The sequence below is a fragment of the Corynebacterium sp. MSK122 genome, from assembly GCF_030229435.2.
Classification (GTDB): Bacteria; Actinomycetota; Actinomycetes; order Mycobacteriales; family Mycobacteriaceae; genus Corynebacterium; species Corynebacterium marquesiae.
In genome coordinates this window covers 18,279-38,261 of the sequence record NZ_JASPHV020000022.1, presented here as the reverse complement: position 1 = coordinate 38,261, position 19,983 = coordinate 18,279, and the positions used below count along the sequence as shown (strand labels likewise).

20 protein-coding genes and 1 riboswitch are annotated in these 19,983 nt (G+C 59.0%); of the genes, 10 read left to right on the top strand and 10 right to left on the bottom strand.

Annotated elements, in window-relative coordinates:
* The first annotated feature begins 275 nt into the window (after window positions 1–275).
* Window positions 276–407, top strand: a riboswitch (TPP riboswitch).
* From QP934_RS09420 to tuf, 8 genes are all read left to right on the top strand, one after another.
* Complete coding sequence (locus QP934_RS09420) at window positions 398–1,012, top strand: ECF transporter S component (protein ID WP_337888991.1); 615 nt, start codon at window positions 398–400, stop codon at window positions 1,010–1,012. Its footprint overlaps the riboswitch before it by 10 nt.
* Window positions 1,013–1,026: 14 nt before the next feature.
* Window positions 1,027–2,454 (top strand): ABC transporter ATP-binding protein, encoded by a 1,428-nt coding sequence (locus QP934_RS09415; protein WP_419127390.1) that lies wholly within the window; start codon window positions 1,027–1,029, stop codon window positions 2,452–2,454.
* Complete coding sequence (locus QP934_RS09410; protein ID WP_419127389.1) at window positions 2,447–3,217, top strand: energy-coupling factor transporter transmembrane component T family protein; 771 nt, start codon at window positions 2,447–2,449, stop codon at window positions 3,215–3,217. Before QP934_RS09415 ends, QP934_RS09410 begins: the two co-directional genes overlap by 8 nt.
* A 26-nt stretch (window positions 3,218–3,243) precedes the next feature.
* Window positions 3,244–3,795 (top strand): hypothetical protein, encoded by a 552-nt coding sequence (locus QP934_RS09405; RefSeq protein WP_340419024.1) that lies wholly within the window; start codon window positions 3,244–3,246, stop codon window positions 3,793–3,795.
* A gap of 231 nt (window positions 3,796–4,026) precedes the next feature.
* Window positions 4,027–4,398 carry a 30S ribosomal protein S12 gene (rpsL, locus tag QP934_RS09400; RefSeq protein WP_005322866.1) on the top strand — a complete coding sequence of 124 codons (372 nt, stop codon included), beginning with the start codon at window positions 4,027–4,029 and terminating at the stop codon, window positions 4,396–4,398.
* A gap of 6 nt (window positions 4,399–4,404) precedes the next feature.
* Window positions 4,405–4,872, top strand: coding sequence for a 30S ribosomal protein S7 (rpsG, locus tag QP934_RS09395; protein ID WP_005322865.1), 468 nt, complete (start codon window positions 4,405–4,407; stop codon window positions 4,870–4,872).
* A gap of 323 nt (window positions 4,873–5,195) precedes the next feature.
* On the top strand, window positions 5,196–7,325 hold the full coding sequence (gene fusA / locus QP934_RS09390; protein ID WP_419127388.1) for an elongation factor G: 2,130 nt from the start codon (window positions 5,196–5,198) through the stop codon (window positions 7,323–7,325).
* Between the two features lie 390 nt (window positions 7,326–7,715).
* A complete protein-coding gene (tuf, locus tag QP934_RS09385) occupies window positions 7,716–8,906 on the top strand; it encodes an elongation factor Tu (RefSeq protein WP_337888995.1) in 1,191 nt (396 codons plus the stop codon).
* Between the two features lie 222 nt (window positions 8,907–9,128).
* Here the strand turns inward: tuf and QP934_RS09380 are convergent, their stop codons facing one another.
* The 4 genes from QP934_RS09380 to QP934_RS09365 form a co-directional block, all read right to left on the bottom strand.
* Window positions 9,129–10,823: an ABC transporter family substrate-binding protein gene (locus QP934_RS09380; protein WP_419127387.1), complete on the bottom strand. Its 1,695-nt coding sequence runs from the start codon at window positions 10,821–10,823 to the stop codon at window positions 9,129–9,131.
* Between the two features lie 111 nt (window positions 10,824–10,934).
* Window positions 10,935–12,839 carry an ABC transporter ATP-binding protein gene (locus tag QP934_RS09375; protein WP_337888104.1) on the bottom strand — a complete coding sequence of 635 codons (1,905 nt, stop codon included), beginning with the start codon at window positions 12,837–12,839 and terminating at the stop codon, window positions 10,935–10,937.
* On the bottom strand, window positions 12,836–13,828 hold the full coding sequence (locus tag QP934_RS09370; RefSeq protein WP_419127386.1) for an ABC transporter permease: 993 nt from the start codon (window positions 13,826–13,828) through the stop codon (window positions 12,836–12,838). The genes QP934_RS09375 and QP934_RS09370 overlap by 4 nt, the downstream gene beginning before the upstream one ends.
* Complete coding sequence (locus QP934_RS09365) at window positions 13,829–14,812, bottom strand: ABC transporter permease (RefSeq protein WP_023020541.1); 984 nt, start codon at window positions 14,810–14,812, stop codon at window positions 13,829–13,831.
* A 331-nt stretch (window positions 14,813–15,143) separates the two neighbouring features.
* On the opposite strand from QP934_RS09365, the gene QP934_RS09360 reads away from it, so the two are divergent.
* Window positions 15,144–15,842, top strand: a complete 699-nt coding sequence (locus QP934_RS09360; RefSeq protein ID WP_337888102.1) for a hypothetical protein — start codon at window positions 15,144–15,146, stop codon at window positions 15,840–15,842.
* Here the strand turns inward: QP934_RS09360 and amaP are convergent.
* Genes amaP through QP934_RS09330 form a run of 6 tightly spaced genes read right to left on the bottom strand, consistent with a single transcriptional unit; the run spans window position 15,831 to window position 18,952 of the window.
* Window positions 15,831–16,406: an alkaline shock response membrane anchor protein AmaP gene (amaP, locus tag QP934_RS09355; protein WP_349822106.1), complete on the bottom strand. Its 576-nt coding sequence runs from the start codon at window positions 16,404–16,406 to the stop codon at window positions 15,831–15,833. The two genes, QP934_RS09360 and amaP, sit on opposite strands and share 12 nt — an antisense overlap.
* The gene (locus QP934_RS09350; RefSeq protein WP_419127385.1) at window positions 16,399–16,965 is read right to left on the bottom strand and encodes a DUF6286 domain-containing protein; all 567 of its coding nucleotides are present in this window, start codon (window positions 16,963–16,965) and stop codon (window positions 16,399–16,401) included. The genes amaP and QP934_RS09350 overlap by 8 nt, the downstream gene beginning before the upstream one ends.
* On the bottom strand, window positions 16,958–17,923 hold the full coding sequence (locus QP934_RS09345; protein ID WP_340419021.1) for a lysophospholipase: 966 nt from the start codon (window positions 17,921–17,923) through the stop codon (window positions 16,958–16,960). Before QP934_RS09345 ends, QP934_RS09350 begins: the two co-directional genes overlap by 8 nt.
* Window positions 17,923–18,117: a hypothetical protein gene (locus QP934_RS09340; protein WP_005322852.1), complete on the bottom strand. Its 195-nt coding sequence runs from the start codon at window positions 18,115–18,117 to the stop codon at window positions 17,923–17,925. Before QP934_RS09340 ends, QP934_RS09345 begins: the two co-directional genes overlap by 1 nt.
* Window positions 18,118–18,119: 2 nt before the next feature.
* Entirely contained in the window at window positions 18,120–18,467 is a 348-nt protein-coding gene (locus tag QP934_RS09335; protein WP_049378862.1) for a hypothetical protein, read from the bottom strand.
* Between the two features lie 5 nt (window positions 18,468–18,472).
* Window positions 18,473–18,952 carry an Asp23/Gls24 family envelope stress response protein gene (locus QP934_RS09330; protein ID WP_284811122.1) on the bottom strand — a complete coding sequence of 160 codons (480 nt, stop codon included), beginning with the start codon at window positions 18,950–18,952 and terminating at the stop codon, window positions 18,473–18,475.
* Between the two features lie 719 nt (window positions 18,953–19,671).
* Between QP934_RS09330 and rpsJ the strand changes: the two genes are divergently transcribed.
* On the top strand, window positions 19,672–19,977 hold the full coding sequence (rpsJ, locus tag QP934_RS09325; protein WP_003848085.1) for a 30S ribosomal protein S10: 306 nt from the start codon (window positions 19,672–19,674) through the stop codon (window positions 19,975–19,977).
* Window positions 19,978–19,983 lie beyond the last annotated feature (6 nt).

Sequence of the window (19,983 nt, the reverse complement as noted above, 5' to 3'; positions counted from 1 at the left end):
AGAGCAGTAGCAGCGGCACGATAGCCCATGCCTTGCTCAAATAGTTCAACCAACTGCTCCCGCTGATGCTCACTCACCAAACTTCGAGCTCTCAATGAAAACTACTCCCCATTAATCGGAAACTAATCTCTCAGTCCAACTAATGGGGAGCAGTTCAACGATAGGAAGGCGGGGCTGTTTCGATGGATAGGGAGCATCGCTAGACTGCTTTGCTAGTATGAATGCAGCTTTTGGCCAGACACCTTTAAAGGAGTGCGGCCTAAGTCGTTGAAAATTGCACACTTCACGGGTGCTTGCGCGCTGCTCTGTTTTGCAGCTGTGTCAGGCTGAGATGCCACAGAAGTTGTGGCGAACCGTTGAACCTGATCCGGATAATGCCGGCGAGAGGGAGGAAATTATGACTACCACTACACGTGCGTCTGCTGCCCCGAAGCGCAGCCTGAATTGGCGCGTGGTCGATATTGTGGTGGCGTCCGTTTTAGGCGTGGCTTGTGGCTTTGTGTTCTTGGGGTGGAATGCAGTGGGCTATGCCTGGTTTGAGGCCATGGACGCCGTGACCCCGGGCCTAGGAGGCATTGCTACGGGTATTTGGCTTATCGGTGGAGTGCTGGGCGGCCTGATTATTCGCAAGCCGGGGGCGGCCATCTATGTTGAGGTCCTGGCGGCAACTGTTTCTGCGGTGCTGGGCTCCCAGTGGGGCATTAGCACCCTGTACTCCGGCCTCGCGCAGGGCATTGGTGTGGAGATCATCCTGGCCATTTTCCTCTATCGTAAGTTTGGTCTGGGAGTATCTATCTTGGCCGGCATGGCTGCCGGTTGGGGTGCATTCGTTTTGGAGCTATTTCTTTCCGGCAACCTGGCACGTAGCTTCGAGTTCAAGGTTATCTACCTGGCTACGTTGAGCGTCTCCGGTGCTATTTTGTCCGGTGCGCTGGGCTACTTTGTGGTCAAGGCGTTGGCTAAGACCGGTGCCTTGGATCGCTTTGCCGCAGGCCGTGAACAGCGCGCTTAGGGCGTGTTGTTTCGGTGTCCGATTTTTCAACGCTGGCGGGAAATGCCACCAAGATAACCGCCCGTGGCTTTGGGTGGACCCATGCAGGGCGAAAGCAGCCGGCTTTGGCCGATATTGACTTGCTCATTGAGCCAGGCGAGCGGGTGTTGCTGTCCGGTGACTCCGGGTCGGGCAAGTCTACCCTTCTTGCGGCGATGGCCGGAGTGCTGGGTTCCGATGAGGAAGGAACCCGCACTGGTGAAATTCTCTTAGAAGATTCCACCGGCATGGTGGAGGAGCCCGGACGTACCATCCCAGTAGGGCTGGTGCTTCAGGATCCAGACTCGCAAGTGATCTCCGCGCGTGTTGGCGATGACATTGCTTTCGGCTGCGAGAACCTGGCGTATCCGCGCGAGGAAATCTGGCGCCGTGTGGCCGCAGCCAAGGAACTGGTTGGGCCTTTCGTGGACCTGGATTTTCCCACCGAGCGGCTCTCCGGTGGGCAGAAGCAGCGCTTGGCGCTCGCCGGCGTCATCGCTATGGGGGCGGGCGTGGTACTTCTCGATGAACCCACGGCCAACCTTGACCCCACCGGCGCACGCGATGTGGTGCGCGCCGTGGCGAGGCTGGTGGAAGAAACCGGCGCGACGCTCGTGGTGGTAGAGCACCAGCACGCGGCGTGGGACGGGGTGCTCGACCGCGCAGTGGAGCTGGACCGCGGGCGCATCGTGGCTGATACTTCCTTCGCGGAGGTGGCTAAGCGCCGCCAGGTCTCCGGCCTGCCGCAGGCGCGACGCCTTGGCGAGGCCGAGCTTGCGCAGCGCGAAGCCGCGCTGTGGAGCACCGACCTCGTCACCCGCTATGGTCCGCCGCGCACGATTGCGCTGCCGGCGGGAGCCTCCACGGTCATTACCGGGCCGAATGGCGCGGGTAAGTCCACCTGGTTGATGACCATGGCCGGGTTGCTGCCGGCAAAATCCGGTGAGATTGGGGTGGCCGATTTCGTGCGTCGCGGGGTCAAGGGGTCGCCGCTGCGCTGGAAATCACGCGAACTGGCGGACCGCATTGGCTTTGTCTTCCAGAATCCGGAGCATCAATTCGTCGCCCGCACGGTGGCCGAGGAGCTGCGCGTTGCGCCCAAGGTAATGCGCGTTGACCCGCCGGAGGAAAGGATCGCGCAGTTGGTGGAATCACTGCGGCTGCAACATCTCTTGGAGGCCAACCCGTTTACACTCTCGGGCGGCGAGAAACGGCGCCTGTCAGTGGCCACTGCCTTGGTGACCGCGCCGTCGGTATTGCTGTTGGATGAGCCCACCTTTGGGCAAGACCCCCAAACGTTTGTGGAGCTGGTGCGCTTGCTGCGGCAATTGGCAGATGACGGCACCACTATCGCCTCTATCACCCATGACCCGCTTTTCATCCAGGCCTTGGGCGATTGCCGAGTGGAGGTGTCCGGTGCCTAATCTTTTGCGCGGGGCTAACCCGCTTAGCCGCATCTTTTTGATGTTTATCTGGGTTACCCCTCTATTGGGATCTATTGACTGGGTCTCGGCCGCGGTATCGCTGGCGCTTACCCTGATCCTCGCACCGCTGTGCGGGGTGTCATGGGTGCGGCTTTTTAAGGCCGGTTGGTTCCTCTTTCTTATAGCGCCGATTTCTGGCATCTCGATGCTGCTATATGGCGAGCCTGGTGGCAGGCAGTACTTGAGCTGGTGGCTCATCGCGGTAACACAGAACTCGCTGACCCTCGCGATTGCTATCACGCTGCGTGTGTTTGCCGTGGCCTTACCCATGGTGGTCTTGGCTCGCGATATTGATCCGACGGAGTTGGGCGATGCGCTCTCGCAGATCCTCAAGCTGCCCTCGCGCTTTGTTGTTGGTGCGGTCGCCGGCGTGCGCATGATGACGCTCTTCCAGTCCGACTGGCAGTCATTGGGTATGGCGCGCAGGGCGAGGGGACTGACGGACGTCGGCAAGCTGAAGCATCTGCTCACCATGTCCTTTGGGCTTTTGGTTATCGCGCTGCGCCGCGGGGGCAAGCTGGCGACGGCTATGGAGGCGCGCGGATTTGGGCGCACCCCGCCGAGCGGCGGGAAGCGCACATGGGCGCGCGAGTCCCGGCTGCGGGCCCGCGATGGGTGGATTATGGCCTTAGGTACTGTCTTCGCTTTCGTACCGGTGGTAGTTTCGGTACTCACTGGGGCCTGGAGATTCTTCGGCCTATAAACCGCGAAAGCAGTGATTGAGCGACCATGGACTTTGATAGCCAACAAGAGCGCCTTTTAGAGGATATTGTCACGCTGGCGGCAGCTAGAAAGCGTGCCTTCAAGCCGGTAACCGTGCTTATCGACGGCCCCTCGGGCGCCGGCAAAACCTGGACCTCCGCCGCACTGGCCGAGCGCACCAATTGGCGGGTAGTGCACCTCGATGAGTTTTACCCCGGCTGGCATGGCCTGGATAAGGGCTCGGATATGGTGGCCGAGCAAGTATTGCGCACCATGAACCCCGGCTACTGGCGCTGGGATTGGGAAGCAGGCGCCCCAGGGGACTGGGCCAGCTTGGATGTGCGCGATGATCTCATCGTGGAGGGCGTGGGCTCGGTAACCGCCGCCAATATTGCCGCGGCCAAGGAGAGGGGAGCGGTAGTAAGCGTGCTTATCGACGGCCCCCGGAACCAACGCCGCGAACGCGCCATCGCCCGTGAGCCTGGCTACGAGCCGTGGTTTGAAACGTGGGAAGAACAGGAAAAGGACTACTTTGCCACAAAGGCCGCTGAGGCGGACCTGGTCTGGGAATGGTCCTAGCAGGAGGAAGCCGCCGATCGCGTTTTGTATAAAGCGCGGTCGGTTTGGTACTCTAAACCTCAGTTCACTATGCGTGCCATGACGGCGCGCGGTGAAGAGTCTGATCCTAAACAAGGCACCGACCTTGGAAAGAGTTCTGGACATGCGGCAGCGCCCCGGGAAAGAGCGCCCATTTTTGCATGTTTGGTTCTTTTCCTTGGTAGTGGTGCGATTCGACAGAAAGACTGTTAAATGCCAACTATTCAGCAGCTGGTCCGCAAGGGCCGCCACGATAAGCGTAAAGAGGTTTCCACCGCTGCGCTGAAGGGTTCCCCGCAGCGTCGCGGTGTGTGCACCCGCGTGTACACCACCACTCCTAAGAAGCCGAATTCCGCACTGCGTAAGGTTGCTCGTGTTCGCCTGACCACCGGTATTGAGGTTTCCGCCTACATTCCGGGCGAGGGCCACAACCTGCAGGAGCACTCCATGGTCCTCGTTCGCGGCGGCCGTGTGAAGGACCTTCCTGGTGTTCGTTACAAGATCATCCGCGGCGCTCTGGATACCCAGGGTGTCAAGGACCGTAAGCAGGCACGTTCCCGTTACGGCGCAAAGAAGGGACAGTAATAAACAATGCGTAAGAATGCTGCTCCGAAGCGTCCTGTAGTCAAGGACCCGGTATACAACTCCGAGCAGGTCACCATGCTCGTCAACAAGATCCTCCAGGACGGCAAGAAGTCCACCGCAGAGCGCATCGTCTACGGCGCTCTCGAGGCTTGCCGCGAGAAGACCGGTACCGATCCGGTTGGCACCCTGGAGAAGGCACTGGGCAATATCCGCCCAGACCTCGAGGTTCGCTCCCGCCGTGTCGGTGGCGCAACCTACCAGGTGCCGGTTGAGGTGCGCCCTGACCGCGCTAACACCCTGGCACTGCGCTGGATGGTGACCTTCACCCGCCAGCGTCGCGAGAACTCCATGATCGAGCGTCTCGCAAACGAGATCCTGGATGCCTCCAACGGCCTCGGCGCTTCCGTCAAGCGTCGTGAGGATACTCACAAGATGGCAGAGGCCAACCGCGCCTTCGCCCACTACCGCTGGTAATTTCAGCACCCACATCAATGGCCCAAGCAACGAGAAACAAGTTTCGCGCTGGCTGTCGGCAGTTTTCCCGCCGCGGCAACACAAAACTCCATATCTCTTGCTTGGGCCATTTTTTGCCCTAATGGGTGTGATCTCTGAGCGGTATCCCTGCCCAGTCCAGCGGCATCGTGGAGTGTCCAGTACACTGAAGCGATGGAAGTCTCGGGGCAGGCTGCTCCGAGGACGGCCAAATAGTGGCAAAAATATACATGACCTTATCCATGCAGGCGTCATAGCCAGAAACCTGGTCACGGCGTCGACGACTATTAAGTTGGGGTATAAACGTGGCACAAGAAGTGCTTAAGGACCTGAACAAGGTCCGCAACATCGGCATCATGGCCCACATCGATGCTGGTAAGACGACCACCACCGAGCGTATTCTCTTCTATACCGGTATCAACCGTAAGGTGGGCGAGACCCACGACGGTGCTTCCACCACTGACTGGATGGCACAGGAGAAGGAACGCGGCATCACCATTACCTCCGCTGCCGTGACCTGCTTCTGGAACAACAACCAGATCAACATCATCGACACCCCGGGTCACGTTGACTTCACTGTTGAGGTTGAGCGTTCCCTCCGTGTTCTTGATGGTGCCGTCGCCGTTTTCGACGGTAAGGAAGGCGTTGAGCCGCAGTCCGAGCAGGTGTGGCGTCAGGCTGCTAAGTATGACGTTCCGCGTATCTGCTTCGTCAACAAGATGGACAAGCTGGGCGCAGACTTTTACTTCACCGTTCAGACCATCATTGACCGCCTGGGTGCCAAGCCGTTGGTTATGCAGCTGCCTATCGGCGCTGAGGATGACTTCGACGGTGTTGTCGACCTGCTGAACATGCAGGCAATCACCTGGCGCGGCAAGGTCGAGACCGGTGCTGAGCCTACTTACGAGGAGATCCCTGAGGACCTCAAGGACAAGGCTGCAGAGTACCGCGAGAAGCTGGTTGAGACCGTTGCTGAGTCCGACGAAGAGCTCATGGAGAAGTACTTCGGCGGCGAGGAGCTGACCATTGACGAGCTCAAGGCCGGCATCCGTAAGTTGACCATCAATTCCGAGGTTTACCCGGTTTACTGCGGTACTGCTTACCGCAACAAGGGCGTGCAGCCGCTGCTGGACGCTGTTGTTGACTTCCTGCCTAACCCGCTAGACGTTGGCGAGGTTATCGGCCACGAGGTCGGCAACGAGGACAAGCAGCTCACCCGTAAGCCTTCCGTGGAGTCTTCCTTCTCCGCGCTGTCCTTCAAGATTGCAGCTCACCCGTTCTTCGGCCAGCTGAACTTCATCCGCGTGTACTCCGGCCAGGTCACCCCGGGTACCGAGGTTATGAACTCCACCAAGGGCAAGAAGGAGCGCATCGGTAAGCTCTTCCAGATGCACGCCAACAAGGAGAACCCTGTTGAGCAGGCAGACGCCGGCAACATCTACGCAGTTGTTGGCCTGAAGGAGACCACCACCGGTGACACCCTGTGTGACAAGGATGACCAGATCATCCTCGAGTCCATGGACTTCCCGGATCCGGTTATCAAGGTTTCCATCGAGCCGAAGACCAAGGCTGACCAGGAGAAGCTGGGTAACGCCATTCAGAAGCTTGCTGCTGAGGACCCAACCTTCACCGTTGAGCTGGATGAAGAGACCGGCCAGACCGTTATCGGCGGCATGGGCGAGCTCCACCTCGACGTTCTGGTTGACCGCATGAAGCGCGAGTTCAAGGTCGAGGCAAACATCGGTAACCCGCAAGTTGCATACCGTGAGACCATCCGCAAGAAGGTTGAGTCCATGGAATACACTCACAAGAAGCAGACCGGTGGTTCCGGCCAGTTCGCAAAGGTTATCTGCACCATCGAGCCGTACAACCCGGACCCAGAGACCCTGGAAGAGGGCGAGTCCGCAACCTACGCATTCGAGAATGCCGTTACCGGTGGCCGCGTTCCGAAGGAATACATTCCTTCCGTCGACGCTGGTATCCAGGACGCTATGCAGTACGGCTACCTGGCAGGCTTCCCGATGGTCAACATCAAGGCCACCCTGGAAGACGGCGCTTACCACGACGTCGACTCCTCCGAGATGGCCTTCAAGCTGGCCGGCTCCCAGGTCTTCAAGGAAGCAATGGCCAAGGCTAAGCCGGTTCTACTCGAGCCGATGATGGCTGTTGAGGTTGTTACCCCTGAGGAGTACATGGGTACCGTTAACGGTGACATCTCCTCCCGCCGTGGCCAGGTCTTCGCTATGGAAGACCGCTCCGGTGCGAAGGTCGTTAAGGCTAAGGTGCCGCTGTCCGAGATGTTCGGTTACATCGGTGACCTGCGTTCTTCCACCGCAGGCCGCGCAAACTTTACCATGGTCTTCGATTCCTACGCAGAGGTTCCTTCCTCCGTGGCACAGGAGATCATCGAGGAGCGCACCGGCGGCGCCAACTAAGCGCTAGCCCCGTCTCCTCCGCGTTTAGTCGGGCTGGTACTCTTCGCCAGTAGATGCCAGACCCGCCGCGGGGCGGGACAACTGGGCCAGGGTAGCGGCGGGCTGAGTTTGCAGCTTAGGCTTCTAAGTTGTGAATTGAGCCGGCCGTTACCCTCCCAGGATCCTTTAAAAAGATTCTTGTCGAGGGAAATGGCCGCGATTTTTCGCGGGGTTACCTCCTATAACGGCGGTTTGAAAAAACCGCGACATAAATCTAGGATCGTGTAACTGGCACGTAAAGAAAGCGTCATTAGCGCTTTGCCCCACATACTGTGGGTCGGGTGCCAATGACAACTGTCAACCACGTGGCTGCGAAGGTCGTAGCCACCATATAGTCCAGGAGGACATACAGTGGCAAAGGAGAAGTTCGAGCGTACGAAGCCGCATGTGAACATCGGCACCATCGGACACGTCGACCACGGCAAGACCACCACCACCGCAGCGATCACCAAGGTTCTGGCTGACCAGTACCCTGAGGAGAACGAGGCATTCGCGTTCGACATGATCGACAAGGCTCCTGAGGAGAAGGAGCGCGGTATTACCATCAACATCTCCCACGTTGAGTACTCCACCCCGAAGCGCCACTACGCACACGTTGACGCTCCGGGCCACGCCGACTACATCAAGAACATGATTACCGGCGCTGCTCAGATGGACGGCGCTATCCTGGTTGTTGCTGCAACCGATGGCCCGATGCCGCAGACCCGCGAGCACGTTCTGCTCGCTCGCCAGGTTGGCGTTCCTTACATCCTCGTTGCGCTGAACAAGTGCGACATGGTTGATGATGAGGAAATCATCGAGCTCGTTGAGATGGAGATCCGTGAGCTGCTCGCAGAGCAGGACTACGATGAGGAAGCTCCTATCGTTCACATCTCCGCTCTGAAGGCTCTCGAGGGCGATGACAAGTGGGTACAGTCCGTCGTTGACCTGATGGAAGCCTGCGACAACTCCATCCCGGATCCGGAGCGCGCTACCGACCAGCCGTTCCTGATGCCTATCGAGGACATCTTCACCATTACCGGCCGTGGTACCGTTGTTACCGGCCGTGTTGAGCGTGGCCGTCTGAACGTCAACGAGGACGTTGAGATCATCGGTATCCAGGAGAAGTCCCAGACCACCACCGTTACCGGTATCGAGATGTTCCGCAAGATGATGGACTACACCGAGGCTGGCGACAACTGTGGTCTGCTTCTGCGTGGTACCAAGCGTGAGGACGTTGAGCGTGGCCAGGTTGTTATCAAGCCGGGCGCTTACACCCCGCACACCAAGTTCGAGGGTTCCGTCTACGTCCTGAAGAAGGAAGAGGGCGGCCGCCACACCCCGTTCATGAACAACTACCGTCCGCAGTTCTACTTCCGTACCACGGACGTTACCGGTGTTGTTCACCTGCCAGAGGGCACCGAGATGGTTATGCCTGGCGACAACGTTGAGATGTCCGTTGAGCTCATCCAGCCGGTCGCTATGGACGAGGGCCTGCGCTTCGCTATCCGCGAGGGCTCCCGCACCGTCGGCGCTGGCCGCGTTACCAAGGTTATCGAGTAATCGATACCCCGTAACGGCTCAGTAGAGCTTTAAAAAGTCCGCTCCACCTTCGGGTGGGGCGGATTTTTTGCTCTCTGGCCACCGAAGCTGCGCGCGGAGCAGCCGCTTGTAGTTGATGCCGCATGCGTGGACTTTACGGGCAAAATGAAGCCTCCCGCGGCGTCGCCTGTTGGGGAGGCCGCGGGAGGCTTTAGCGTATTGCGCTAGGGGCTTTTAGTGCTTCTACTTCTCCCAGCCGATATCTTCCTTGGGGAGGATGGCGAAGCCGTTGGCGCCATAGTTGGCTAGGCCCTTCTTCACGCCGACCATCTGTGGGCCGTTGGCAAAGGGAAGGATGCCGTAGTGGCCAAAGGCCTCCGACTCGAGTTCATTGACGCGGTCAATCTGCTCGTCCTTGGTCGGCAGGTTCTGCAGCTCCTCAATCTTCTTATCGAATTCCTTGGTGCCGGTGCTCGACATGTTCAGTGTGGAATCGCTGGCGTAGGTCTGGCCAAAGTAGGCGACGCCAAACGGGTCAGAGGAGGTAAATGCGGAAAGGAATAGGTCGAAATCTCGCTCCGAGGTTACCTTGGAAAACTCGGACGAAGGGCGCTCTTCAATCTTGAGGTCAACGCCGACGTCCTTCAGCATCTTTTGTACCGCTGCGGCAAGGGACTTCGACACTTCATCGTCGCCGATGAGGATATAGCGCAGGGAGAGCTTCTCGCCGTCTTTAGCGTAGATACCATCATCGCCTTGCTGGTAGCCGGCGTCCTCTAGCAGCTTCTTGGACTGCTCAGGATCGAATTCGATGACGTCCTTGATGTTGTCCTTGTAGCCCTCCTGGGTGGAGTAGAGGGTAAGGGAGCCCGGCATCTCCTCTTCGTAGCCCAGGCCGTTATAGCGGATTTCGGCCAATTGATCGCGGTCGATGGCGGAGAAGACAGCGTGGCGTACGTCCTCGTCCTTGAGCTGTGGTGCCTTGGAATTGAGGGTGAAGATGACGTTGGCGGGACGCAGTGCGGCACGGATGTCGATGGCATCACCCATCTCGCCGGCAATGGTGAGGCTGTTCTTATCGGCCACACCGGCGGCGTCAATTTCGCCGGCTTGGAAGGCGTTGATTGTGGCCTGGGATTCCATGACGCGGTAGCTGACCTTCTTTAGCTTCGGTTTATCGCCCCACCACTTTTCGTTGGGCACGAGGGTGAGGGTGCCGCCCTTGAAATCTACGTTTTCTACCTTGAATGGGCCGGCACCGTATTGCGGGTTCAGCTTGCCTAGATATGCCTTGTCGAATTTTTCTGGGCTGTCGATGGCGGGGTGGAGAAGCTCGTTGAAGAGGCCCTGCCACCACGGGTAGGGGCCGTCGAAGGTAACAACGACGTCCTTGTCGGTAGCGCCCTTTTCCACGGAGGTAATGCGCTCAAATCCATCGGTGGCGTTTACCTGGACGTCTTCATCCTTGCCGTTGTTGAAGCGCCAGGTATTTTCAAAGGCCTTCCAGTCAATAGGCGTGCCATCGTTGAAGGTGGCATCCTTGTGGACCTTGAAGGTGACGACGGTGTTCTCGCCCTTCTTATCTTCCTTGACATCATCGATGTAGTCGGGGTTTGGGGTGTAGTTTCCCTCACCGTCGTATAGCGCCAGCTGTGGGTTATACCAACCCCATACCGTGCGGGTATCGGTGGTCATGTTGGCGTGGAAAGTATTTTGTTGCTCGGTGAGTTCGTTGAGGGCGAGGGTGAGCTCGCCGTCGTCCTTGAGCTCGTCGCGGGACTTTTCGTTGTAGTCGCCAGCCGGATTAACCTCGATGTCGAGGCCGCCGACTGCCTTGGAGGAGTCGCCGTCCGAGTTGGCGGCGCAGCCGGTGAGGGCGAGTGCCGCGGCGGAGAGGGTAGCTACGGTAGCAATCCGGAAGCGGGTGAACTTTTTCATGGTGGGGTTTCTCCTTGAGTGAGAGGAAAGTGAAGGTTGCGGTAGCAGGGGAAGCCGCCGCAGCACTTCAGTTGTGAGAATAACTATATATAAGAAGGTGTGTGCGTAAGGTCACTTTTGCGAAATTGGTGAGGCTTGCGCTGGACCGGGGCTGCGTCGCCTGCGGGCAACTTCCGGATCCGGAATCGGAATGGCATCCAGGAGCTTCTTGGTGTAGTCCGCTTGAGGGTTTTCAAAAATGTCATCGGTCGGACCGGACTCCACAAACTGACCCTTGTACATGACGGCCACCCTGTCTGAAAGGTGGCGCACCACGGACAGGTCATGGGCGACGAAAAGGTAGGATAGGCCCAGCTTTCGTTTGAGATCCTCGAGTAGGTTGATGACGCCGGCCTGGATGGAGACGTCGAGCGCGGAGACGGGCTCATCCAAGACCAAAACCGAAGGGTTCGTGGCCAGCGCGCGGGCGAGGCCGATGCGCTGGCGTTGCCCGCCGGAAAAGTGGCTGGGGAAGCGATCCAGCTGGGAGGAGTCCAAGCCGACAAGTCCCATGAGCTCGTTCACGCGGGCGTCCACGTCGCCGTCGTAGCCCAGGGAGTTGAGCGGTTCGGCGATGACCTCGCGCACGGTCAGGCGCGGGTTGAGGGAGCTCATCGGGTCTTGGAAGACAATTTGGATGTCCTTGCGGGCCTCGCGGCGCTCGGAATTGCTCATCCCGGCCGCGTCCTTCCCGTTGAGCACGACTGCGCCGTTTTCGGGCTTTAAGTCCATGATTTCTAGCAGGGTGGTGGTCTTACCGCAGCCAGACTCGCCCACGATGGCCATGCATTCGCCCTTGCGAATATCAAAGGTGAGGCCGTCCACTGCCTTGACCGTGCCCACGCGGCGCTTGACCAGCGCGCCCTTGGTAAGTGGGAATTCCTTGCGCAGGTCCGTGACCTCCAAGGTAGTGGGACGCTCCTCGCGGGGGATGCCGGCCATGACGTCCTCCGCGAGCTGCGGTGGTGTGAACATGAGCTCGCCGCCGATTTTGCGATCGTGGATGTCGGGCGCGCGCAGGCAGGCACTCTGGTGCGAGGGGGCGTCGTCAAGCGCGATAAGCGGCGGCTCGCCGTCGGAGCAGGCGGGCTGCGCCACAGGGCAGCGCGGGGCAAACTGGCAGCGCTGCTTGAGGTCCACCAGCACCGGCGGGCTGCCCACGATAGGTGTGAGCGGTTCTTCGGCCGATACATCTGGGCGCGGCGTAGAGCCGAGCAGGCCTACGGTATAGGGCATGCGGGGCTGGGAGAAGATGGTATCCACATCGCCGCGCTCCACGGGGCGGCCGGCGTACATGACCATGACATCATCGGCCGTTTCGGCCACCACCCCCATGTCGTGGGTAATCATGATGGTGGCGGCGCCGGTTTCGCGCTGAGCGAGCTTAATGACGTCCAGAATCTGCGCCTGAATGGTTACATCCAGTGCGGTCGTAGGCTCATCGGCGATGAGCACGCGCGGATTATTGGCAATCGCGATGGCAATGACCACGCGCTGGCGCATGCCGCCCGAGAACTCGTGCGGGAAGGACTTCAGGCGCAGGTGCGGATCGGGGATGCCCACGAGGTCGAGCAACTCCGTGGCCTCTTTGAGGGCCTGCTTCTTGCCGACGTCCCTATGAGCCTGAATTGCCTCCACCAACTGCGATCCAATATCGAAGACCGGGGTGAGCGCGGAGAGCGGATCTTGGAAGATCATGCCAATGCCGTTGCCACGGATCTCGGACATCTGCTTGTCGCTGAGACCGAGCAGCTCGCGGCCGTCGAACTTTACGGACCCGGTGATCTTCGCGTAGTCCGGCAGGAGCCCCATGATGGACATGGAGGTCACGGATTTGCCGGAACCGGATTCACCCACGATACCGAGCGTGCGGCCAGGGTAGAGATCAAAATCCACGCCACGGACCGCGGAGACGGATCCGGCTTCGGACGGGAAGTTTACGCGCAGGTCTTTGACGGATAAGACGGGCGAGGTCATGCTTTACCTCCGGAATTCGAGTTGGGGTCGAGCGCATCGCGCAGGCCATCGCCAATGAAAGCCATGGACACGGTGAGCAAGGTCAGGGTTGCGGCAGGGAAGTAGAACAGCCATGGGGAAGATTGCACGGCGGCGGTGCCGCCCTGCAGGAGGGTGCCGAGCGAGACGTCGGGAAGCTTGACGCCCAGCCCCAGGAAGGACAGGGCCGTCTCTGAGCCCACGGTGCCCACCACGCCGAAGACGAACTGGATGATGAGTAGTGAACCAATATTGGGAATGACGTGGCGCACGATGGTGCGCAGCTTGGACACGCCCATGTAGCTCGCCGCGCGGACGTAGTCTTGCTCGCGCACCGTAAGCGCCAGCGACCAAATCACGCGGGCCTGGTACATCCAGCCAAAGAGGATGAGTACGACAATAAGTAGCTTCCAGTCGCCGCCGGAATCCGCCACTACCAGTGCGATGAGTAGGAAGGTAGGGATGGACAGCAGGAAGTGAATGACGGCCAGCACCGCCTTTTCGGCGATGCCTCCCCACAAGGCTGCAGCGGATCCGATGAACGCGGAGATGACCAAGGTGGCCAGTGACACCACGATGGCGATGGTCAGTGACCTCCCCAAGCCGTGAATGGTCTGGGCATAGAGGTCATTGCCGGTATCATTCGTGCCAAACCAGTGCTCGGGGCTCGGCGGCTCTGACAGCGCAAGGAAGTCTGGTTCGGTGTAGTCCCACTTGGCAAAGAAGCCGCCAAAAAGCGCCGCAAGGACCAAGAAAGCCAAGATTATAAGGCCCAAGGTGGCCAGCTTATTGCGGAAGAAGCGGCGCAGGTACAGCTTGTAGCGCGAGGTGCCACGGGGCATCTGCTCCAGGGTGGCTACCTGCTCGGCCTCGGCGGGGGAGAAGGGGTCTCCCGTAGCGACCTCGCTGTGTGCGGTGATTTCCCCGCGGGGTTCCTGCTTGAAATAGTTGCGGTCTTTAGATGGGGTCATTTAACTCACCCTCACTCGTGGATCAAGCGCGACGACAACCAAGTCCGCCAAGACAGCGGAGATGGCCGTCATGGCGGCGCCAAAGGCAGCGACAGCCGCTGCACCGTTGACGTCGTTCTTGCTAATGGTCTCGATGAAGTACTGGCCCATACCGTTCCAGCCAAAGATGCGCTCGGTCATCACCGCACCGGTGAAGATGCCCGGAATGGAAAAGGCCACCGAGGTTGCCACCGGGATGATGGAGGTGCGCAGTGCGTGCTTGCGAATCGCCTGTTGGCGGGTCAAGCCCTTAGCGCGGGCGGTGCGCACATAGTCCGCATCCAAGTTATCCAGCAGCAAGGTGCGCTGGGTCATGTGATAGCTGGCGTAGCTAATGAAAACCAATGAAATGGTGGGAAGAATCAAGTGCTGTGCGGAGTCCACCAGCTTGGGAAAGAAACCTTCCACGTCTAGCGAATGGGAGCCGACGACGTAGAAAATCTTCTTGCCGCTGAGCTCGTTGATCTTGAGCGCACCCCACACCACGGCGATGGACGCCACGACCACGTGGGTATTCATCGCAATGATGGAAATGCCCTGCCAGATGCGGTCACCAGTTTTGTACTGGCGCGAAGCGGTGTAGACGCCCACAGCCACGCCGATGAGAATGGACAAAATGGTGGAAAGTAAAAGCAGCTGGGCGGAAACCCAGATGCGGTAGCTAATTTCTGAATTCACCACCTCGCCTACCGGGGATTGGCCCCAGTCCCATTTGGTGAGGATATTGGTTAGCCAGGTCCACCAGCGTTGTACCAGCGGGGTATCGGGGCTGAGGTTATAGGGCTCGAGGAGGCTATTGATTTCCTCCGGCGAAAGTGGTGGGCGTCGGCCAGTGTAGTTGGACCGTGGGTCCAGGAAGCTGGCCGCCAAGAGATAGGCGAGGTTGGTAGCCAAAAAGATCATGAGTAACCAGCCCAAGGTCTTTTTGATCAGATATTTAGTCATAGAGATTCTCCGTGCGCGGTTAAGCAGGAAACGTGGTGCGAGGGTGTATCCAACGAGCGAATCGTTGTATGTGACTAATCTAATAATATGTTATTCCGAACACAATCAAATCAACCCCGTGACATAAATCCCCAATAATACGACAGGTATTAGTAGGTATGGAAAGGGTGGAAAATTGTTAAATAAATCCAACTTGAACAGGCAATACGTGGATATAAATTGTTGAACACTTATAGTATTTATTTAATTGAATGAAATTAACTCGGGGGTGAAAGTTTTCACTCGGCCCCGGCTGTCTGGCCGGCGCGGGTGCTGGGTAATCTTGGCGGATATGGATGACCCCACCCGCATCGATCCCACTCTTGAGTCCCTCCGCCGCGCCTGGGAGGGCCAGCCCAACCTCAGCCTTCCCACCTTCTTTGCCATGCTTGCCAATCAAGGCATCGGCTGGGGCGCCACCGACGACGAACTCGTTGCGGAATTGGAGCGCCAAGCGCGCGTTCATCCGCCCCTGCTGCCCCTGGAAGACGGCCGCATCGCGGCGGGGGAATGGCTTGTGCTTGCCGACGCCCCCACCTACCGCATCACCGCCACCCCCAACCACATCATCGTGCGCCGCCCGGATACCCAGCCCGTGGTGTGGGCCTATGAGTCTATTCGTCCCACGGGCCCTAGCCGCCCATTTACCATTCGGGATACCGAGGGCTTTGAACACCGCTTTGGCGTGGTCTCTAGTCTTATGCGGTTAAGCGCTGAGTGCCCAGACCTTAATGGCCTGAAGCGGCAGGATTTGGGTGATTTCGTGTTCATCCTTCGCTTTGCAGCGGACATCGGTGTGCTCGATCATGGGCTGCACCTATTTGCTAAGGAAAACCGCCGCGTAACTCGCCAGGACTACTCTTGGCAGCGCATAGAAAAATGCCGCCCCGGCGAGGAACTGGAAATGATCCTCGGGGGCGGCGAGTCGGCCCGCCTTGGGACCGTTCAGGAAATCTTGGTGGCGGAGACTCCTAACCCGTTATTCGGATAGGTCCTTCATCGGACCTACCTTGCTGAACTGCAGCTTGTAGATGGTGTCCAAATCGGCGTCGGGAAACGCTGCGCGAAAATCGCGCTCATTGGTTTCAACCGCACCGGTAAGGCGCTCCACCGGAGTGTCCGGATTTGCCGTCACCGTGTACTGCAACGTGGGCCGCGCGCGGTCATAAGCCACGAGGCGCTCTACATGGTCCACGCCCTTGACTCCATCCAAATCTTGGGCCACGGCGCCGGCGATAGCGTTCATCGACGTCGTGATAGAGCCCTTGTCATTGGAAGAAGCGGACTCCACGTTATTGAAGCGGCGGTGGCGCAGGTTGGCCACCACAATCCACAGCCCCAAAATAAGTAGCAGTGCGGAGCCACCGGCCAGCGCCCACACCCACCAGTCATTGTCCGCCAAGCTCTTCCACGCATCGTGGTCCACCCACAGGGCTAAGTACTTGGCAAATTCCACGTTGAAGTGGATCAAGATAGGCCACACGCCCAAAGCGATGAGGACTATTCCCAGCAGGCCCAGCAGGATGCGGTCAAAGGTAGCAAGTTTTCTAGACATTGTTATCCAACTCCGGGATCTTCTCTACAGCTACGGTGACCTGCGGCGGGTTCTTGAGGTGAGCCAGGCAGCGCGTTACCGCGGTCTCTACTCGGCCCTGCAACTCTGCATCCTCGGTATCGCCGTTGACGGTGACCTTGGCAGTCTTGCTATCCGCGGAGGTCTGCGCGGAGGCCACGCCCGGAACACGGCGGGCAGTGGCCGAAGAGAGGCGGGCGATATCCACCGGCCGCATCCACATGGACGCGGTATCGGAGGCAAGCTGCATGTGCGTGGTGCGGCGCGTCTTCACTGCCGCGAAGAGGAAAATCAGGCCTACGACAATGGAGGCAACGCCGGCCCAGATCATCCAGGTCTGCAGTTCTTCGGTGGCAATGAGATTAAGTACCGGCTGTACCCAGGACTGGGCATCGGAGCCGGAGCCCACCAGCCACGTCTCGCGCACGCCGACGACGCCCGCGGCGAGCAGTAGGAGCCCAAGGAACACGGCCCAAGTGCGCGCCGCCGGAGACGCCTTCGGCTGCTGCCCAAAGTGTTCAGGCATGTGCTGATCAGCCATTATTGCCTCCTTGTGGGCGATACGGGTTAATGGAAATGGCGCGCAAGGGCTCGGGTCGTGGCGCATCGACGTGCAACGGCCGAGGAGTTGCCGGCGTGACCTCAATGCGCTTGAGCGGTTGTGGCCGCGGGGCCTTTACCGTGCGCGCAGGGGCAGACTTGGGGGCCTCGACGCGGCGCGGAGTCCACTCGTGGCGAATTTCAATCTCGCGCAGCGGCTGCGGCCGAGGAGTTGCTACCTGAACTTTCCGTGCCAGCGAACGAACCTGCCCACTAGGGATCAACCTGGCTGGGCGAGGTGCAGCCACGCTGTGCACTCGAACCGGCTTGGGTTCCCTAATCGGCCGCACCGTGTGGTGGCTTGGGGACGAAATCTCACGCAGCTGGTGGTCTGGGAGGTCAGTGGAAATGTTGCGTACCTCGGTCTCGCGCGGGGTATCCACGGACTGCACTGCGACGCCGGCGGTCGGCGCAGCGACGTTGCGCACCGGTGCCTCCTGTGGTGTGGCAATGCTGCGTACATTCACCGACTCTGCAGTGACCGGCTGCCATACCGGCGAGGGCGTGATGCGTGGCGCGACGGCAGCAGCAACCTGGCGCTGCTCTACCTCTGCGGTAGTCACTCGATTGCCCGGAACGGAACCGCCGACGGTGACATTGACGCGCGTTGTGGAATAACCGGTGTGTGCCGCGATGGCCTCCGAGATAGCAGCACGAGTATGTTCCGCCACCGTGGTGACCGGCGAAGGCCACACCACGCCAATGGTGGCGTTGACGGCCGCTACCTCGCGCTCCGAGTCCATTTGGACCGAGACCCGTGGAAAACCGCGGCCGCCGATGCCCGCTAGCTTGGCCTCTATAGCCTTGGTGCCGGGCACGCTAGCAATCGCGGCGGTAACGATGCGTTCCATGGTCCGCAGCGAGATACGCGTGTGGCCCTGAGTGGAACTATCTGTCATTAACCTTGGCCTTTCTCCTTACCAATGAGGCCATTCCACACAGAAGTGAGATCGATACGGCCATCAAAGTGTGCTCCCACAATGCCGCCGATTGCGGCAAGGAGTACGGCGAGCAATGTAGGACCCCAGCCTAGGTACAAAAAGAAGGCAAGAATAAGGCCGGAAATGATGCCCAAAGTGGTGTAATTCTTCATATCTATTCCTTCGATGGAGCAGCGGATAAGCCATCTACGGCGTCAGAAAACTCAACGTCAATGCGCTGCAGTTCGGGACAAGCCCCACGGGCGGCGGACCGAATATCTTCTGCCAAGGCATACAGGTCCGGCGCGGCGCTGATATCAACGCGAATGTTGATCTGCAGGTGGCGATCATCGCGCGGGTCGGGCCGCCGCATGCCGACGATGCGTTCGCCCGGTAGGTACAAACTCACCGAACCGAACGAACCGCCGTCGAGCGCGGCGACACCGCGTACCTTCTGGACTGCCTCTGCAATAGCGCGGGCGTGGCTTACCTCGAGCTCAAAACGTGCTCGGGGCTCAGGCATTGGGCTTAAGCCTGACCCTGGTTCAAAGCAGCCTGGTCTTCTGCCTCGGACTCTTCCTTCGGCAGCTTAACGTCGTGAACAACAACGTTGACGCGCTCGACGCTCAGGCCGGTCATGCGCTCTACCGCATTCATGATGTTGCGGCGGATGGCCTCGGCGAGCTCGTGGATGGCTACGCCGTACTCAGCGGTGATGGCAATCTCGATGCGAGCGGTGCCGTCCGCTACCTCTACGTCCACACCCTGGCGGACGTCCTCAGAAGCACCGAAGGACTCGCGGATATTGCCGATCATGCGGGCTCCGCCGCCACCCAAGGCATCCACGCCGGAAACCTCGCGGGCAGCGATGCCGGCAATCTTGGACACCACGACATCATCGATGGTGGTGGTGCCGTACTGGGTTTCCAGGTTGTTATTGACCTCGCGCTCCTCGGAAGCAGGAACCTGGTTGTCGGAATTTTGTGCAGGGGTCTTGTTTTCAGACATGGGCGAGTGAGCCTTTCTCTATTGGATGATGCATGAACGCGATATTCAACTATCTAGGCAGGACAAAGAGTCCACAGCCATTACCTCCGAGCTTAGATACTTCTCAGCCGAGTGTGGGGTGCGAGGCAACAAAATTTTCCAAAACGTGATTTTTGGCACGGTTTAATACGCGGCTTGAAAAACCGCAGCCCAACATGCTTAAATACAAAGGTTGCTTTAACAGGGCAGCGAGAACCGAGGTTCGGTGATGGCGGCGGACGTCGCCAAGCATCAGTCCCGGGGAGACGCTGAGCTGGTAAAGCGAACATGACACCTTCGTTGTCGCCATGATTCAGGGAAACCTGAAGCATTGACTGGAAGGTCATCCAATCGGGCTAGGTCCGCGTTAGAGCAGTGACACCCCGAGAAGATGGACCGGAGAAGGGGCATGGCAAATAAACAGCGGCAGTAGACGAATTGGACACTCACCACGTGTAATGCGTGAAAACCGTCCTCTTCACAATACTTTGACTACGGGTCTTGTACCCCGTCGAGAGCACTGCGTTCTGGCACTTGCCATGTACCGCAACTCTTGGTCGTCATGACAGTCAGACCACTGGCGTTGTGTCAGGCCCCAAGCCCGGACAACGTTATAGAGAAATCGAGAAGCAATTTCCCACCGCTTCACGCCCCGGAAACGCCGGGAATGTGAAAGTGGGGAAGCGAGGAAGAGGATAAGCGTGGCGGGACAAAAAATCCGCATTCGGCTGAAGGCCTATGACCACGAGGCTATCGACGCTTCTGCAAAGAAGATCGTCGAGACCGTTACCCGTACCGGTGCTCGTGTAGTTGGCCCAGTGCCGCTCCCAACCGAGAAGAACGTATACGCAGTTATTCGTTCTCCGCACAAGTACAAGGACTCTCGCGAGCACTTCGAGATGCGCACTCACAAGCGCCTGATCGACATTCTCGACCCAACCCCGAAGACCGTTGATGCTCTTATGCGCATCGATCTTCCGGCAAGCGTCGACGTGAACATCCAGTAAGCGACT

What these genes read in the sequence shown, in the direction of transcription:
- QP934_RS09420 (WP_337888991.1), top strand. Translation starts at nt 398, where the DNA reads ATGACTACCACTACACGTGCGTCTGCTGCCCCGAAGCGCAGCCTGAAT.
- QP934_RS09405 (WP_340419024.1), top strand. Translation starts at nt 3,244, where the DNA reads ATGGACTTTGATAGCCAACAAGAGCGCCTTTTAGAGGATATTGTCACG.
- rpsL (WP_005322866.1), top strand. Translation starts at nt 4,027, where the DNA reads ATGCCAACTATTCAGCAGCTGGTCCGCAAGGGCCGCCACGATAAGCGT.
- rpsG (WP_005322865.1), top strand. Translation starts at nt 4,405, where the DNA reads ATGCGTAAGAATGCTGCTCCGAAGCGTCCTGTAGTCAAGGACCCGGTA.
- QP934_RS09380 (WP_419127387.1), bottom strand. Translation starts at nt 10,823, where the DNA reads ATGAAAAAGTTCACCCGCTTCCGGATTGCTACCGTAGCTACCCTCTCC.
- QP934_RS09375 (WP_337888104.1), bottom strand. Translation starts at nt 12,839, where the DNA reads ATGACCTCGCCCGTCTTATCCGTCAAAGACCTGCGCGTAAACTTCCCG.
- QP934_RS09370 (WP_419127386.1), bottom strand. Translation starts at nt 13,828, where the DNA reads ATGACCCCATCTAAAGACCGCAACTATTTCAAGCAGGAACCCCGCGGG.
- QP934_RS09365 (WP_023020541.1), bottom strand. Translation starts at nt 14,812, where the DNA reads ATGACTAAATATCTGATCAAAAAGACCTTGGGCTGGTTACTCATGATC.
- QP934_RS09360 (WP_337888102.1), top strand. Translation starts at nt 15,144, where the DNA reads ATGGATGACCCCACCCGCATCGATCCCACTCTTGAGTCCCTCCGCCGC.
- amaP (WP_349822106.1), bottom strand. Translation starts at nt 16,406, where the DNA reads ATGTCTAGAAAACTTGCTACCTTTGACCGCATCCTGCTGGGCCTGCTG.
- QP934_RS09350 (WP_419127385.1), bottom strand. Translation starts at nt 16,965, where the DNA reads ATGGCTGATCAGCACATGCCTGAACACTTTGGGCAGCAGCCGAAGGCG.
- QP934_RS09345 (WP_340419021.1), bottom strand. Translation starts at nt 17,923, where the DNA reads ATGACAGATAGTTCCACTCAGGGCCACACGCGTATCTCGCTGCGGACC.
- QP934_RS09340 (WP_005322852.1), bottom strand. Translation starts at nt 18,117, where the DNA reads ATGAAGAATTACACCACTTTGGGCATCATTTCCGGCCTTATTCTTGCC.
- QP934_RS09335 (WP_049378862.1), bottom strand. Translation starts at nt 18,467, where the DNA reads ATGCCTGAGCCCCGAGCACGTTTTGAGCTCGAGGTAAGCCACGCCCGC.
- QP934_RS09330 (WP_284811122.1), bottom strand. Translation starts at nt 18,952, where the DNA reads ATGTCTGAAAACAAGACCCCTGCACAAAATTCCGACAACCAGGTTCCT.